This window comes from Limnoraphis robusta BA-68 BA1 (genome assembly GCF_034932365.1).
GTDB lineage: Bacteria > Cyanobacteriota > Cyanobacteriia > Cyanobacteriales > Microcoleaceae > Capilliphycus > Capilliphycus robustus.
In genome coordinates this window covers 60,757-77,662 of record NZ_JAYGHR010000010.1, presented here as the reverse complement: position 1 = coordinate 77,662, position 16,906 = coordinate 60,757, and the positions used below count along the sequence as shown (strand labels likewise).

At 44.0% G+C, this 16,906-nt stretch carries 12 protein-coding genes; 3 read left to right on the top strand and 9 right to left on the bottom strand.

All coding sequences use genetic code 11. The features are described 5' to 3' along the window. Positions 1-297 precede the first annotated feature (297 nt). The 3 genes from VB836_RS07105 to VB836_RS07095 all read left to right on the top strand — a co-directional run bounded on the left by VB836_RS07105 (position 298) and on the right by VB836_RS07095 (position 7,257). Complete coding sequence (locus VB836_RS07105; RefSeq protein WP_323218669.1) at positions 298-5,382, top strand: nSTAND1 domain-containing NTPase; 5,085 nt, start codon at positions 298-300, stop codon at positions 5,380-5,382. A gap of 78 nt (positions 5,383-5,460) precedes the next feature. After that, complete coding sequence (locus VB836_RS07100) at positions 5,461-6,105, top strand: TetR/AcrR family transcriptional regulator (RefSeq protein WP_323218668.1); 645 nt, start codon at positions 5,461-5,463, stop codon at positions 6,103-6,105. A gap of 33 nt (positions 6,106-6,138) precedes the next feature. Next, positions 6,139-7,257 (top strand): YheT family hydrolase, encoded by a 1,119-nt coding sequence (locus tag VB836_RS07095; RefSeq protein WP_323218667.1) that lies wholly within the window; start codon positions 6,139-6,141, stop codon positions 7,255-7,257. Here the strand turns inward: VB836_RS07095 and mgsA are convergent. From mgsA to VB836_RS07050, 9 genes are all read right to left on the bottom strand, one after another. Further along, entirely contained in the window at positions 7,222-8,529 is a 1,308-nt protein-coding gene (mgsA, locus tag VB836_RS07090) for a methylglyoxal synthase (RefSeq protein WP_323218666.1), read from the bottom strand. The two genes, VB836_RS07095 and mgsA, sit on opposite strands and share 36 nt — an antisense overlap. A gap of 218 nt (positions 8,530-8,747) precedes the next feature. Beyond that, positions 8,748-9,854 carry a glutamate 5-kinase gene (proB, locus tag VB836_RS07085; RefSeq protein WP_046280028.1) on the bottom strand — a complete coding sequence of 369 codons (1,107 nt, stop codon included), beginning with the start codon at positions 9,852-9,854 and terminating at the stop codon, positions 8,748-8,750. A 175-nt stretch (positions 9,855-10,029) separates the two neighbouring features. After that, positions 10,030-10,548: a YqeG family HAD IIIA-type phosphatase gene (locus VB836_RS07080; RefSeq protein ID WP_046280034.1), complete on the bottom strand. Its 519-nt coding sequence runs from the start codon at positions 10,546-10,548 to the stop codon at positions 10,030-10,032. Between the two features lie 165 nt (positions 10,549-10,713). Further along, positions 10,714-11,787 (bottom strand): endolytic transglycosylase MltG, encoded by a 1,074-nt coding sequence (mltG, locus tag VB836_RS07075; RefSeq protein WP_046280029.1) that lies wholly within the window; start codon positions 11,785-11,787, stop codon positions 10,714-10,716. A gap of 62 nt (positions 11,788-11,849) precedes the next feature. Next, positions 11,850-12,434, bottom strand: a complete 585-nt coding sequence (locus VB836_RS07070; protein ID WP_407659588.1) for a DUF3727 domain-containing protein — start codon at positions 12,432-12,434, stop codon at positions 11,850-11,852. Positions 12,435-12,591: 157 nt separating this feature from the next. Continuing rightward, on the bottom strand, positions 12,592-13,728 hold the full coding sequence (locus VB836_RS07065; RefSeq protein WP_323218664.1) for an RNA-guided endonuclease InsQ/TnpB family protein: 1,137 nt from the start codon (positions 13,726-13,728) through the stop codon (positions 12,592-12,594). 119 nt (positions 13,729-13,847) lie between these two features. Beyond that, positions 13,848-14,297, bottom strand: coding sequence for a Holliday junction resolvase RuvX (gene ruvX / locus VB836_RS07060; protein ID WP_323218663.1), 450 nt, complete (start codon positions 14,295-14,297; stop codon positions 13,848-13,850). A 15-nt stretch (positions 14,298-14,312) separates the two neighbouring features. Continuing rightward, a complete protein-coding gene (locus tag VB836_RS07055) occupies positions 14,313-15,569 on the bottom strand; it encodes a GNAT family N-acetyltransferase (RefSeq protein ID WP_323218662.1) in 1,257 nt (418 codons plus the stop codon). Between the two features lie 100 nt (positions 15,570-15,669). After that, on the bottom strand, positions 15,670-16,851 hold the full coding sequence (locus tag VB836_RS07050) for a F420-0:Gamma-glutamyl ligase (protein ID WP_323218661.1): 1,182 nt from the start codon (positions 16,849-16,851) through the stop codon (positions 15,670-15,672). Between the last annotated feature and the right edge of the window lie 55 nt (positions 16,852-16,906).

Below are 16,906 nucleotides of genomic sequence, written 5' to 3'. Positions count from 1 at the left end.
GTATCTGATTCGACTGAAAGCATTTTCCCGAGATTGAAGAATTGACCACAGACTGCTATGATTTTGTCCGATCTGACTACTTTCATCCCCTATACTTTAACATATGTCATATATGGTATGGGCAATAGCGGAGTAGACGATGCGATCGCCTAAAAAGTTCCCGATGCAAACAAGTAAAGATATTTTATGGCTTTTCCGAGTCTCTATAAAGCAGTGCTATCCTAAAGTATATTTTTATATTCATCAATCTGAGATCAAGCTAATCTAGGCGTATCGGAGAAAAAATTGACCAGCCCAATGAATGTATATCCCCAAGATGATACAGTAACCCACAATCAAAGCCAGCTTGATACTCTCTCTCGAACCTTACAACTGTCAGAGGGAGAATTCTCATTGGTGTTGGTTCGCTGTAACTATATTAGTCTGCGGAAAACAATTGTTAAGCAACTCCACAAAAAATCAGCTTTACCCATTCGAGAAATTCATCTGAGTGCTTCTATTGATAACCTCTATCGTACCCTAGAAACAGAACTCTCAGAAGAACATCCTGCTGTTGTCATGGTGTTTGGTTTAGAGAGGGTGGAAACGCTAGATGAAGTCTTAGCGGCGACTAACTTAGCGAGAGAAGCCTTTTTAAACTTTCCCTTTCCGGTATTGCTGTGGATTAATGATCAACTGTGGAAAAAGTTAAATCGACGAGCGCCGGATTTTACTGGCTACGCGACGACTTATGTTTTTCAACAAAGTTCTAGCGAATTAATTCACTTTCTTTCGAGCAAATCTCAGCAACTCTTCACCACCATTTTAGAACTAGGGGGGTGTTCATTTGTTTCCAATAGCAAAATTTTGGGTGAACATTCCGCCTCGGAACTGCAACTGGCTTATCAAGATTTAACAAACCGAAAAATTACTTTAACACCCGCTTTAACGGCTAGTCTAAGGTTCGTTCTGGCTCGACATTACTACGCTCATCAAAACATCTCAGAAGCGCTAGAAAACTATAACCTCAGTTGGAACTTTTGGCAACAAGAGAGTACAAAACTCTCATCTCGTTCATCGGCTTTTGAGGCTGAATATCCATTGGTTCATTCTTCCCCTGCGGTAAATCCGCTCATTTGGCAGGGTATTATTTTGTATCATCTAGGGTTATGTTCAGCTTACCAAGCCGAACAACATCTCAGGCACAGTAGTCACAAAGAATGGCTAGAAGCCCGAATGTATTTTGAGCAATGTTTAGACTATTTTGAAAGGGCAAAACGACCCGATTTAGTCGCAAAATTTATTAATCAACTGGGTGAAATTCTGCGGGAACTGGAAGATTGGGACGCTCTGTTTAAACTCGCTCTAAAATCGCGCAAATTACATCAACAACAAAACTCTCAACCGCTACAACTCGCTCAAGATTACGGCTTTTTAGCGGAATATTATCGGCATAAATCGGACTGGCAAAATACCAAAGAATTCGCCTCAATAGCCTTAGAAATCCTGAATCAAAATCCCCAGAAAATTATTGATGATCCGCTCACCAATAAAAATCAAGGTTTATATTACTGGATACTGGCTCAAGCCTTAGAACAGTTAAGCCAACCTTGGGAGGCTATAGAAAAGTTAGAAATTGCCTACAAAGAAACCGCTCCTAAATACAATCCTAGATTTTATCTGCAAATCTTAGGAATGTTGCGCCGACTCTATTTTGAACTCGGTCAATATCGAGAAGCCTTTGATATTAAAAAAGAACATCGTACAAAATCGAGTGCATTTGGCTATACGGCTTTTATTGGCGCCGGACGACTCGAACCCCGAGAACAAGCGGTTGATCCGATGTTAGGAACGGTGTCAACTGAAGCCACTGTTACCGATGAAATCAAAGCCTCTGGTCGTGAAGAAGCAATTAATCGTTTACTCCAACGCATCGGAAGCACTCAACACAAATTAACGGTGATTTATGGTCAGTCTGGAGTCGGTAAAAGTTCGATTATTCGAGCGGGTTTAGTTCCGGCGTTGCAAGATTTGAGTGTGGAAGCCCGTCAAATTGTTCCGATCTTGCTGAGAACTTACAACTCCTATGCAAAAGAACTTGAAAAGAAATTATACGCTGATCGAACTCAAGCCTTTTTAGAAGAAGAGGAAACGATAGAAAACCGTGAAGAAGCAGAAAAATCAACCCGCAAGACAGAACAAACCCATCAAGAAGCGATTGAAAATATTTTACTCAAATTAAAAGAAAACGCGAACAATAATCAAATCACGATATTAATTTTTGATCAATTTGAAGAATTTTTCTTCGCCCATCGAAGACTCAGCACTCGCCGCCTTTTTTTTGAAGTCTTAAGAGATTGTCTCAATTTACCCTATGTAAAAGTGATGATCTCCGTTCGAGACGATTACTTACATCATTTATTAGAAGGAACCCGATTAATAGACTTTGAAATTGTTAACAACGATATTTTAAATAAAGACATTCTATTTTATTTGGGCAACTTGACCCCGACAGAAGCTTACAACGTCATCAAAAGTTTAACTGATCGCTCCCATTTTTTCCTAGAAGATGCCCTAATTCAAGCCTTAGTTAATGACCTCTCGCGGGAATTAGGAGAAGTTCGTCCGATAGAATTACAAGTCGTCGGCGCCCAACTTCAAGCCGAAGATATTACTACTTTAGCCGACTATAAACGTCAAGGCCCCCATCAAAAATTAGTCGAGCGCTTTCTCGAAGAAGTCATTCAAGATTGTGGCCCAGAACATCAACAAACCGCGAATTTAATCCTGTTTTTACTCACCGATGAAAACAACACTCGGCCGCTAAAAACCCGTTCAGAATTAACAGAAGAATTAAAAGGAAAACTCGGAAAAGAAGCGGTAGAATATGAACTCGATTTAATTCTGTATATTCTGGCAAAATCTGGCTTAGTCTCCCGAGAAATCATAGATGGGGCAGAATTTTATCAACTGGTTCACGATTATCTGGCTGATTTTATTCGTCATAAAAATCGCTTAGATCGAGATGCAGAATTTGAGCAACTGCAACAAAAAAATAAAGCACTCAAAGAAGATGTAGATGTCTATTCTCGCCTCGCCAAAGAAACCGAACGTCGTAGCAAAGCTGAAGAACGTAGCCGCCAACTTGAACGAATTATGGCGGCTTTAGCCGGATTTGTCTTTGCTGGATTGGGTCTATTTGCAATGGCTCAAAGAAAACAAGAAGCCCGAGCAAGAATAGAAGCCATTCAAGCGGCTCAAGAGTCTTTAATTGTCGGCGATCAAAACGATCAAATTGGCATTTTACGAGCGACTTTGGTGATTGGTGAAAGTATTCAACAAACCCAAGCGTCCAAAGAACAAAAAGACGAGATTGCTAAAGGACTGCGAAAGTTATTTGATAATAGTTTACACGAGCGCAATCGACTCGAACAAGAAGACAGTATTTTAGCCGCAAGCTACAGTCCCGATGGTCAAATCATCGCTACCGCCGGAAACGAAAAAGTGATCAAACTCTGGGGTAAAGATGGCAGATTTATTCAAGATCTGATCGATCCGTCTCTCAATTCACAACCTGTTTCCCATGAGGATAACGTGATTAGCGTGAGTTTTAGTCCCGATGGAAATCAGATCGCCTCAGCCAGTGTCGATAGGACGGTGAAACTCTGGAGTCGAGACGGACAACTGTTAAAAACCTTCAAAGGTCATCAGGATGTGGTGACGAGTGTTAGTTTCAGTCCCGATGGTCGGGTTTTGGCTTCCGGGAGTGGTGATAGTACGATCAAGCTTTGGGATGTTGAACAGGAAACCCTGATTAAAACCCTCAACGCCCATCAAGGCGGAGTCTTAGATGTCAAGTTTAGCCCCGACGGTCAAACCCTCGCTTCCGGTGGGAATTCAGATCCAACCGTGAAACTTTGGAAGCCAGACGGCACCTTCCTAAAAACCCTCAGAGGGCATTGTGAGTCCCTCAGACAGACAGAAGACTGCATTGGGGTCTATGAAGTCAGTTTTAGCCCGAATGGTCAGATTTTGGCTTCTGCAAGCGGCGATCGCACCGTTAGACTGTGGAACCTAAAAACCAATACCGTTGAAACCCTCAAAGGACACAACAGTGATGTTTTAGGCGTGAGTTTTAGCCCCGATGGTCAGACCATTGCCAGTAGTAGTCGCGATAGCACGGTGAAACTGTGGAATAAAAATGGCGCGATTTTGCAAACGTTTACCGGACACAAAAATGATGTCTGGACGGTGAGTTTTAGTCCCGATAGTCAGACGATCGCTTCCGCGAGTGCAGACAATACCGTAAAACTCTGGGATCGCAACAGAAATCCCCTCGATCAAATCTTGCAAGGTCATTCTCAAGCCGTTAATGATATTAGTTGGAGTCAGAATGGAATCATTGCCACCGCTAGCGACGATCAAACCGTTAGACTGTGGAAGACAGACAGTGCGGAACCGTTGAAAAACTCAACCGATGAACCGTTGGTGTTGAATAATCAAAAAGAAGTGCGTTGGGTGAGTTTGAGTCCAGACGGAGAAACCCTGGCGACAGTTAGTCAACAACAACCTACCGTTAAACTGTGGAACCTCAAAGGCGAGTTGGTTCAAACCTTAAGCGGACATCAGAAACCCGTGAATGCTGTAGAGTTTAGTCCGACTGGAATGATCGCTTCTGGAAGTGAAGATCGCACCGTGAAGCTTTGGCAACCCGACGGCAGCTTAATTGACACTTTGAAGCTTGATCATCCGGTTGTGAGTATTCGTTTCAATGCGATCGGAAATCAGATGGCGACGGCAACTTCAGATTCTACGGGATCTGCGATCCAATTGTGGAGTTCCCAAAAAGCAGGTTGGGAGTCGCGCAGGATTTTGTCTTACCCCAATCAAACCATTAATGAGATTAGTTATACCCCCAAAGAAGGACTATTAGCGATTGCAGTTGATCGCCAGGTTATCCTCTGGAGTCCCAGCCGGGGAGCATCTTGTCCTTTGAAACATCAAGCCATTGTACGCGGTGTTGATTTTCATCCTAATGGGACTCTGATTGCCAGTGCGAGTGATGATAAAAAAGTTCGACTATGGCAGCTTGATCGTCAACAGCTTTGGCCTGTAGATGGAAACTGTTCCGCTCAGAGGGAAATTGAGGCTTTTTACACCCTTGATCAAGATGTGTTTCTTAATAGTGTCTATTTCGATCCCGATGGTAAACTTTTGGCGATCGCTCGAGAAGATGGAACAACGATTCTGTGGAATATGCAAGGTTTTCAGTTAGGTTATCAAATTCGTGCGGGCTGTCTGTGGCTGAATGACTATCTCCAGACTGATACTTCAGATGAACAAAACCGTACTCCTCTATGTCAGGGGATAAGAAACAGTGAACAGTCAGTAATGTTACCTTGAGACTGTACAGTTGGGTGCTGTTTTTTAACAGGGAGCCAGGAAGATAATAGACACAACACAACAGGAGTATTGATAACAATGCCTAAAATAATTAATTCCGAATATTTGCGTCCCGGATATGCAGAAAAAGCCGAACAAATCCTTGAAGGTGCCATACCCGAATTTTTGGCACATGGCTATGCTTGCACCAGTATGGATAGAATAGCAAAATCAGCCGGAGTCTCCAAACAAACCCTTTACAGTCATTTTTCCGATAAAGATGGCTTGTTTACCGCCCTTGTCAAGCGCATTGCTTCGGAGAAATTTCGCCTGGTTTGGTCAAAACCCCTCAAAGGTAAACCCGAAACCGTTCTCCGAGATCTCGCTGAGAGAATTTTACAAAATGCTGATGAGGATGGACAGCTTTGTTTTGCCCGTTTAATTATCGCTGAGTCCGGCAAACGACCCGATTTGGCAGAAGTCTTTGTGCAGGAATTGATTCAACCTTCAACGGTGATTCTAACCCAGTATTTTAGAGATTGTTCAGAACTGGAAATTAACGATCCTGAAGCCACCGCCCGTATTTTTGTCGGGGGTTTAGTTCACTTCGTTCTCGTTCAGAAAGTGCTGCACGGACATCGACTGATGCCGATGGACTCCGAACGGTTAATTGATAGCCTTGTGGATACGATCATTAAAGCTGGACGCCAAACCGATCCTGAAAACAACAAATTGTTAATCTAATTAAGGGTAATCACTTATTCTCTGCTCTCGATCATGGATCAACTTGTGTATACTCCTCCCTTTTTGCTGAAAAATGGCTTAACCATGACGGTTTATGCGGCGTTGAGAGCAAAGAAAACTTGGGAACAAACAACCCCTCACCCAGAACCTCCTTATCAAGACCAAATTTTTATCGGTGCGGAAAATGTTCCGATTTTTGGTAAATATGCCATTGCCGAACATTCACGCGGTACAATTGTCGGAACCTACGGCATTACCGGAGATTTAGATAATCAATGGTTTCTCAGACTGTTGGGGCGTAAAGCCTACGCTCAAGGCTACAGCGTTGTATTGTTTGATTGGCGGGCGCATGGCAAAACCGCAGAACTTTCTCCGACGCTAACCTCAGATGGACTGTATGAGGGAGAAGATTTTGTTCGCATCGCCGCCCATGCGAAAGCTTTAGGCTGTCCGCCTCCGTTTTGGTTTACGGGATATTCTCTGGGCGGACAGTTGGCGCTGTGGGGCGTGAAAGCGGCTCAAACGGTTTCAGACTGGGGAAATGACCTGGAGTTCAGCGAGTCCGACTTTGCTGGGGGAGCGGTGATTTGTCCAAGTCTTGATTCTACCCGTTCTCTGTCCTATTTGGTACAACATCCCTGGGGAAAATATCTAGAAAGAGCGATCGCCTCTGAACTGAAAAAGTTAGCCAGACGCATCTATACAGCGCATCCTGAAGCGATTGATCCTGAAGCGATTAAACGAGCGAATAGTATTTGGGGATTTGATCACGAACTGGTGATCGAACGACTGGGTTTTTCATCGGTTGAAGACTACTATAACGCCAGTAGTGCGCTGGCTTTGTTGCCTCAATTGCAGAAACCCACGTTAATCCTTTATGCTGCGGATGATCCTTTATTTGACCCGACGATTATCCCCGATTTGCAAGCCGCTAGCCGCGAAAATTCAGCGATTGATTTGAGATTAACCCAATATGGCGGTCATGTGGGTTATATTAGCAGTAAATCTTCTCAACTTCAAGCTGAAGATCCGGATCGTTGGTGGGCTTGGAATCGAATGTTGCAGTGGTGCGATCGCCTGTCAAATTCTAGCTATTCAGTTGAATTTGAATCGCCGTTAACCAATATTATTTCCAGGCACGAACACCATTAACCCATCTGGAATACATTCAATTTCCACAGGAGTTGTACCGATCACTTCCCCATCAACAACCACTTTTTGAGGCGGATTTGCAGTCACCTTGATTCGTTGAGTTCTAAAATGATAAATATCAGGATGATCGGGATTTGTTTTAACTAAAGCCGAACCCAGCATATTAATCATCGTGGCAACCGCTCGTAATTTGGGATTATTAACCAGTTGTTGGGGATTGATATTAACCGTTGCAATCGTAACATCTAAGAGATGATCATCAAAAACAACTTCTCCTTTTCCCTGGGCTAACACCGAAGTCGGGGGTGCAGCATTCGCAATCGTAATCGCGGCTGAATTCATTTGATAAACCTCGTTATTAACTTCAATTTCTGTTAAAAACAATTCTTGCTCATTCAGTTGTTGCCAACCCGCAATTAAATAGGCTAACGCACCCCATTGTTCTTTCATTTCTCGAGTCGCTTTGTCAATCGTTTCGGCTTCATAGCCAATTCCGGCGAGTAAAATCATCGGTTTTTGGTTGCAGTAAGCCGCATCAACAACCCGAGTATTTCCATTAATAATCACTTGACAAGCACTTCTAATCGGAGTCAAGGCGACGGGAATTCCTAAAGCGACTGCAAAGGCATTTGCGGTTCCTCTCGGAATCACACCCAAGGGGATTTGTGTGCCAATTAACACTCCCGCTACCGCCGAAATTGTACCATCACCACCACTGGCGATAATCATATCGGGTTCAGTTGCAATCGCTTTTTGAGTCAGTTCTTCTGCACTTTCTTCTGGGGTAGTTTGATGAACCTGTAAGTGCAGGTGAGGTTCAAGTAATTTGCAAATTAAAGCTAACTCTTGAGTCGAATTTCCACTTCCAGAAACTGGGTTAAAGATCAGATGAGCAATTCGTGACTGACGGAGTTTTTCAACAATAGCTTCAGCCGTAGCAATATTAATCGCCAGTTGAACATTATGAACCGCACAAATGCGTTGTAACGCTTGAATATCGGGTTCATGGGGTTGGGAAAAAAGCGGATCAATCAGGAAAATAACGGCTAATATTTTTCCTTCAGCCACTTGTGCTGCAATTTGAAGATCTCCTCCTTGTGGCCCAGACAACAGGGGTTCAACCGTCAGGTTTGTTCCTTGTTGAATTCGTTGTCCCGTTGTTGCCGTGGCTATCAAGTGATAACGAGAAAAAATGCCTTGATATTTTAAAATGAATTCAACCAGTTCTTCTTTTTTGCGATCGTGAGCAATCAGAGCAAGGGTAGCAGCCATAAAAAAATTAGCCTTTTGGGGAAGTTGACATTAACAAATAAAGTGAATCAATTAACCGAATATCCTCCTGCTAGCGTCTCGCTTGCACTTTTGATTTAATAATATAAACGCTATATCCTCATATTTTGACATAGATTTTTGAGATTGTATCAATCAATTTAACCGGGATGAGTTAAAAGCGATTAAAACTCAATTTTCACAACTTGAGAGAGAGAACTTTAAAGAACTAAGTTATCTCGATGAATCACAGTTTCCGCTCCTACATATCCGAGAATTTCGGGAATTTTTTCGGAACGACATCCTTTTATTTTTTGCAATTCTGCGCTATTATAGTTAACTAAGCCCCTGGCAATTTCTCGGCCTTCTAAATTACAAACTCTCACCGAATCTTGCGCCTGAAATGCCCCTTCTATCTGAGTAATTCCCGCCGCCAATAAAGACTTTCCTTGTTGACAAATCGCACGAACTGCCCCTTCATCTAGATAGAGTTTTCCCAAGGGAAGTAACACATTAGCAATCCAATGTTTCCGAGCATTCACAGGTCGAGTTTGGGCGGCAAAATGAGTACCTATTTTTTCACCTTGGATAATTTTTGCCAAATTTTTTGGAAATTTTCCATCAGTAATTACGGTACGAACTCCCGAACTGGTGGCAATACGAGCCGCTTCAATTTTAGTAATCATTCCGCCTGTTCCCCAACCACTGCGGGAGTCTCCGGTTTGAACTTGAAGGTCTTGAAGTTGTTCGATATGAGTGACTAAATCAATCGGTTGAGCATGAGGATCATCACGAGGATCGGCTGAATAAAGTTTATCCACATCCGTTAATAAAAATAGCCAATCTGCTTCGACTAAACTCGCCACTAACGCCGAAAGCGTGTCATTATCTCCAAATTTGAGTTCATCAACCGCAACCGTATCATTCTCATTGACAATCGGAATTACGCCTAATTTTAACAGTTGTTGAAAGGTGTTGTAAGCATTCACATAGCCACTGCGTTGAACCAAGTCGCTACGGGTGAGGAGAACTTGAGCGATCGGTTGGTTGAGACAGGTAAATAAGTCATCATAAACCCGCATCAGGCGACCTTGACCAACCGCCGCCACTGCTTGTTTTAGGGTAATAGTTCGAGGTCGTTCAGTCAGTCCCAGGCGATCGCAACCCACCCCAACTGCCCCGGAAGACACCAATACCACTTGTTCTCCCTGTTGACGGAGATGAGTCAAGGTTTCGACTAAAGTTGCCAGGGTGGATAAAGCTAAATGCCCCGTTCCCACTTGAGTCAGACTCGATGTACCAATTTTAATAACAATTGTTTGAGACATAGGAGTTGGCAAAGGCAGAAAATCAGGTTTTAGTGTTTTCCGGCTTTTCTTGATCTAGAGTCTATTGAACGGACAAATCCTCTTTTTTTCCCTTCAGTGATGCCAATTTTTGCGAGACTGTGAGAATATTATTCTGAGATTTGAGAGAGACTGAACACCCTGACTAGCAGTCAATCTAATCAGGTTTGAAAGAAGCCCCTAAAATATTCGAGAGCCAGACTTCCAGCGATCGCATCGAATACAGTGTACTTCCTGGAGTCGAGTCCAGCATAGGTTCGACTAAAATGGTAAACATTCCTAATCGATTTCCCGCTAAGACATCAGTAAATAAGCGATCGCCCACCATCCCAATTTGTGACATCGGTAAATTCATCGCATCTACAGCCCGTCTAAGCTTGCGCCGAGAAGGTTTACCTGCACCACTAATGTAGGGTAAATCCAGGGTTTGAGCAATGGTACCAATCCGAGCGTTGCTGATATTATTACTGACTAACCAGATCGTCGCCAGAGGTCGAATGCTTTCTACCCATTGTTTGAGTTCTTCAGACACTTGAGATCGGGTGATCGGAACCAAAGTTTCATCGACATCTAACACCAACCCTCTGAGATGATTTTGCTCTAGGATCTCAGGTTTTAAACCGATGACGGCATCACCTAGAATCAAATCAGGTTGTAACAGATTCCCCCAAGTCATAACCATTCGTCAATTTTAGCTTTTCAATCATAGCTGAAAATTGCTCGGTTATTTACAGTTATCCGAGAACAGGAAACAGTTCAGGTTGATTAAAATTGTTGGTGAGACAGACATCTAAGTTGAACCCGCCCCTACAAAACTGTTTCCTGACTTTTAACCTCTGAACTACTGATTTGAGAGTTGACGTTCGACTTCTGCAATAGCAGCTTGATGTTCAGCTTCCGTGCGGCTAAAAATGTGAGTCCCATCATAGCGAGCCATAAAATACAGATATTCTGTCGGTTCAGGATCGAGAGTGGCTTCTAAACTCGCGACACCCGGACTGGCAATGGCAGTCGGAGGTAAACCCGTATTGATATAAGTATTGTAGGGGGAAGGCGTTTCAACTTGTTTAAACGTCAGGGGTTGATCAACCGTTTGGCGAATTCCTAAAGCATATTCAACCGTCGGATCTGCGGCTAACTGAATTCCTTGTTTGAGGCGATTGTGAAACACACCGGAAATAATCCGACGTTCACTGGCAACAACCGCTTCTTTTTCAACAATACTCGCCAACGCTACCCATTCATTAAGAGAAAGATTGGTTTGATTTTTAGCCTTTTGATAGACGGGTAACGCCACCTGTTGAAAACGGTCAAGCATTTGGCGGATAATCCCCTCGGGGGTGATCTGATCAGCTAGCAGTTGATAGGTATCGGGATACAAAAAGCCTTCGAGGAGCGGTAAATTTTGAGGAAGCCAGGGATAATCTGCATAAGGAATCTCCTGGGCTGCATCCATAAAAGCCTGAGCCGAAAAATAGCCTTGATCCTCAAAATATTCTGCCATTTGTTTAATTGACCAGCCTTCTGGAATGGTGAAGCTTAACTGCATCACCTCACCTTTCCAGACTTTTTCGGCTACCTCACTCAAGGGTTGAGTCGGAGATAATTGATAAGTACCCGCTTTAAACTCGCCCTCTGGATCGCTAAAAACGAGCCAACGCGCCCACAACCGCCAAGCGTTGGAGGAACGAATCAAGCCCGCCGCTTCCAAGTCCCGCCCTATTTGCTGGCTGGAAGTTCCCGGTGGAATCGTAATTTGAACGGCGGTACTGTTTTCTGTTGATTCATCAATGGAGTCAGCCTCCATCGGTGCAGAACTCACCCAGCTCCACCATGACCAACCCTGCCAACCTAAAAAAATCCATGTCGTTGGTAGGATCACCAGGTAGAAAACAATCTTTGATATCCGTCCCATATCTGATGTAATTTTGTCCGTTGTCAGTTGTCTGTGGTTTGTTACCCGGAGTGGGATAAAGTTTAATCGAGATCGTCAAAGAGCTGATCTTCGATTAACGGTAGCAGTGGCTCAATTTCTCGAAGTTCTTCAGCCGAGAGTAATTGAGGTTGACCTTGATCGTTTTGACGAGCCAAGATGAAAAAGGGTTCAACAGGCGTATAGATGCCGTATTCCTGTTCTTCACAATAGAAGCTGGTCAGCCACATCATTTCCTCATAATCAACGTCTTCTGACTCGTCTGCATCGTCTTCGAGATCTTCTTCTTCATCAACCTCTGGTAATTCCCCGGCGACGGTGAGGGTGACAGCAGTCCGTTTGAGCGTTAGATTCTGCTCTTGTAGAACAACTTGAGCAATGGGAAAAATTTTATCAAGTTCGGCTTCAGATTCAATCGGAGTTGCACCCTCATCGCTTTCGTCGTCACTGAGCCAACTCAAAATTTCTACAGGAGCATCCACTGGAACCAGCAAGACATATTCCTGACCTTCGAGTTGTACAGTTGACTGAATGATGCAGTCGAGTGTTCGCCCTTGATCATCAGTGAGTGTGACGACATCTTCTCCAGAGCGTCCATTCTCTTGGGGGGATTGAGATGAAAACATCATGTAGGCTAGACTAAAATAGTACCCCAGGTCTGGGTGAATGGGTGTTTTCAATGGGTCGAATATCGATCCACTGCACGATCAGAATATCATGCTTAAGGCAGCTTATACTCAACAGACCCCTGCTTTATAAAACTGATATAACGCGGTATAAACCGTGTTAACGTTTATTTCCTGCATCACCCCGGACTGTCAGCAGCACCCGGTCAGACAGGCATTTCACCAAGAAGCCCTCGGCATAACCTTCTAAATTCAGGCTGGCATTCAAATCACGGTCAACGCTTACACCGCAATTATTACAGTTAAAAACTCGTTCTTTCAGTGGCATTTCTTGAACATGACCGCAATTTGAACAGGTTTTAGTTGACGGATAGAATCTATCAGCAAACACTACTCTTGAACCGTACCACTCCGACTTATACTCAACTTGGCGACGAATTTCATAAAAAGCAGAATCAGCAATAGCACCCGCTAACTTATGATTTTTTAACATCCCAGAAACATTCAAGTCTTCTAACCCGATGACTGCGTGATTTTTGCATAGCCATGAGGTAAGTTTATGAATTGCATCTTTTCGGATGTTTGTGACTCGCTGATAAGCTTTCGCTAATTTGAGTTTGGCTTTATTCCTGTTATTGGAACCCTTCTGTTTTCTAGAAAGTTCGCGCTGAAGTCGAGCCAGATTTTTTTGAGCTTTTTTGTGGGCTGCTGGATTGGCAAAAACAGTACCATCTGAACAGGTCGCTAAGACCTTAACCCCTACATCAACACCCAGATAAACTCTTGATTTAACAGTCTGTTCTGGCTCAAATTCGTAAGCGACAGACAGATACCAAGAATCAGCTTTACGGCTTATTGTGACTCGTTTGGTTTGAATTTCAGGAAGGGCTTCGTAAGTGTTAACCCATCCAATGAAAGGAAGCTTCAATCTCTTCCCCGAAAACCTCATTACCTTGCCACAGTTATCAATCGTAAAGCTATCGTTTCTGCCTTTTTTCTTGAATTTAGGATGTTCAGCAATGCCTTGAAAAAATCGGCTAAATCCTTCTCCCAAGTGCATGAAGGCAAATTGATAAACTCTAGAACTTAGCGTTGACTGCCAGGAATATTGAGGTTTGACGTGATTGGTGTAGAACTTTTTTAGCTTATTCGCAGAAGGTTTTAAACCCTGTTTGTAAGCTTCATTCCACATCGCTAACGCCCAATTCCAAACCCACCTAGAATATCCGGCGTGGGTCGCCATTAAAGTCTTCTGTTTGTTGTTCAGTTTTAACTTGGTATGATAGGCTCGTTGCATAGATCTATTATCTGATCTTACAGATAGTACCGTTTTGTACCATAAATCGTCTACTAAGTTACTGCTCTACAAATCAGTTGTGCAAGTCCAGAGCTACACGCTCGCAACTCACTCGGCATTTACGGGTTCTGTCTGAGCCGTTGGTCTAACCATTGTTGCAAAATGATAGCCGCAGCTTTGCGATCAATCAGTGCTTTATTGCGAGATGGCGAAATATTGGCATCTCTGAGCATTTGTTCAGCTTGGAAGGAGGTCAGACGTTCATCAATATACTCTAGGGGTAACTCCAGGCTTTGCGATAGTCCGGTTGCATATCTTTGAACTTTTCGCGCTTGCATCCCTATAGTTCCATTCATCGAATAGGGTAAACCAACGACTAGAACTTGGACTCGTCTTTCTTGGACTAATTTTCGCAGTTGGGCGACATCTTGATCAAAGGTACTGCGTTTAAGGGTCATTAAACCCGTTGCCATCAATCCCAAACCATCACAACCTGCAACCCCAATCCGCTTCTGACCCACATCTAGCCCCAGGGCGGAAACGAATTGAGGTGAGGAGTTTTCACTCATAATCTATCCTTTGGACTAATAATCAGACTGTTGTTCGGTGGGTTTGTTTGGACTGTCGAACTCAGACTGTTCAGAGATGGCATTGGATTGTCCACTGAGAGTGTCTGAAACGTTAGAATTGCGATCCGAGGGGGAGGGATGATTCATTGGCCCTAACCAAGAGATCCGACTCGGTACTGGTTTACGAGAAGGTTGCAAGCTTTGCAGCACATCCGACAGTTGTAAACCTTCTAAGGAGAGCTTAGATTCTCGAACTTTATGCCAAACCGACCGAGACATCAACAGGCTGTGTTCGATGCGAGTCACGCCCATTTTTTCAAAATAGGCTTCCCGTTCGGGTAAATAGTCCGCCGAGCTGAGTCGCAAGGATTGGGGGGGAAATTCGTGAGTCAGATGGGCAATTTGAGCCAGCAGTTCGGGATAAAGCCAAGTGTAGGACGGATTAACAGTTAACTCGGCAAAATGGGGTTGACGTCCATCCCGTGAGAGTTGAACTTGGAAATAACCAATGGCGGCTTTACGTTGCGGTTCAAAGACATAACCGCTAATGTGTTCGGTATGATTGAGCCATTGTTTCAATCCATCCATCAGCGCTCCCAAAACACTGGATTTAAAATCGGTGATGTGACGATCAAACACCTGTCGCACAAAGGGGTGCATCGATGCTGTATCTAACTGATAAAGCAGTTGAGCATCCGCATTACTCACCGGGAGTAGGTTGGGAAGATCCGGTTGGGTAACAGCAAGTTGTTGGAGGAGTTCGGCTTCAACAGACCAATAGGTAATTTGAGCCAGACGTTGAAATCCGTTTTGGCGATAGAGGGCAATATTTGCCTTATCATTAACGTTGACTTCCACTAACCAATTGCGGGCTTCCCAAATACTTTCAAAGCAATGACGGAGCAGTTGAGAGCCAATGCTATTGAGGTCACTAACGGGATCAACCGCCACTTGTTCGACTCGCCAGGTACTACGGGTCAGGTTAAACGGCGAGACTTTGATCACGCCCCGAACTTGATCCTCTTGTTCTGCAACGAGAATATTAAACAGGTGTTGACAGGGGTTGGGAAACCAACTTAAGAATTTTAGGAATCCGTACCAACGACGAAGCTTTTGAATGTCGTAGGCTGCTAAACTTGAACTGTCTGTTTCAGGATTGACGGCAACATCCGATAAAGCTTGCTGGCACAACCGTTCGATTTGATCCAGGTCACGATACTGAAAGGGCCGGATAGTCACTTGATTTGAATTTGGGGATAGGGATAAAGTCATCTTTTTTTTCTATAGTCTTTATACTGATCACGCTTTTCGTGAACTGACGCATCTTCCCTCTATCAAACTGAACTCGCCCCTGACGATGGAATGACTCAAATTAACACCGATCAGAAGGAGACAGAGGACGGATCAGAACCAATGGTGTTCGCTCATCAGCATTGCCAGCCGGGTTACTTCTTAAGGCTTGTTCTAGAAAGTGAGTGGAAAGATCGGAAGTCTTTGCTAATATTTTAACGGCTTTGAGATCGTTGACGTCTACAATCGCTGCCCCTAAACCTGTTTCTTGTTGAATGCGTTCAACAACTTGCTGGGAATTTTCCGGGCCAAAAACGATAAATTGATCATAGGGAGGTAAGGTTCCGGTGACATCATCAATCAGACGGGCTTGTTCTCCGGCCAGTTGATAGAACATTCCGGGTTGACCTAAGACTTTCGCGACTGCTCCGACAATAAAGGCAAATAGAACTCGTGCTGGGCCGACAATATCCACTAAACTTTGCATCCCGCAAGCCGTGGCTAAACTGGAAGTCGGTAGGAAGAACTGACAAACGCGCTTGGCAACCCATCCCGGTTGAATATCGCTTGGATGGCGAAATCTTCCTTGAATCAAAGCCAGGGGGGTTTCTCCTATTGTAATCGCATCTCCAGGTTGAGCATGAGGTAAGACGTATCGTTTAACGATCTCAACGGGATCATCGAGGTGGGTGAGTAGATGGGTGCGAATTGGGTAAACTTCGGATTCCGGCGTTTTGCGGGGGGTTGTGGGAGTTTGGGGATCGGGGTATTGTAAGGGGATGATCACATGGCGGGTTTTGGGAATGCGTCCGTCTGGGCCATAGGTGATGTAGTGAATTTGTACCCAAGCGGACTGTAGCGGTTCGAGGTTTTCTCCCTGAATTTCGATAGAAACTTTGATTTGAGTGGGTTTGCGCTTGACAATATAGGCAAACCAATAGTTATCGGCTCTTGCAGGCGCATCGGGATGGATCGGAATAATACGAGTGTTTAATTCAATTTTGTCTAAACTGGCTTCACTCAGGAGTTGCACCTGGGCTTCTACTTCCGGTACCATGATTTCAAAGCCCCGAGTGCGGTTGCGGAACTCCATTTGACCGACGAGCAGGTAATGATTGGGTTGAGTGAGGGCGAGATCCCACTGACCAGACGTTAGTTCTAGGTCATTTCCAGGCAAACGACGATATCGAATCTCCATCGCTAATAACCCGCCGATAGCGATGATTGCCAGTAGTGTGACGATTGCGATCAGTAAACTTGCCATGACTCTCCTCTTGCCCAATTAAACTCCACTTATTTTAGTGGATTCGGATACCTCG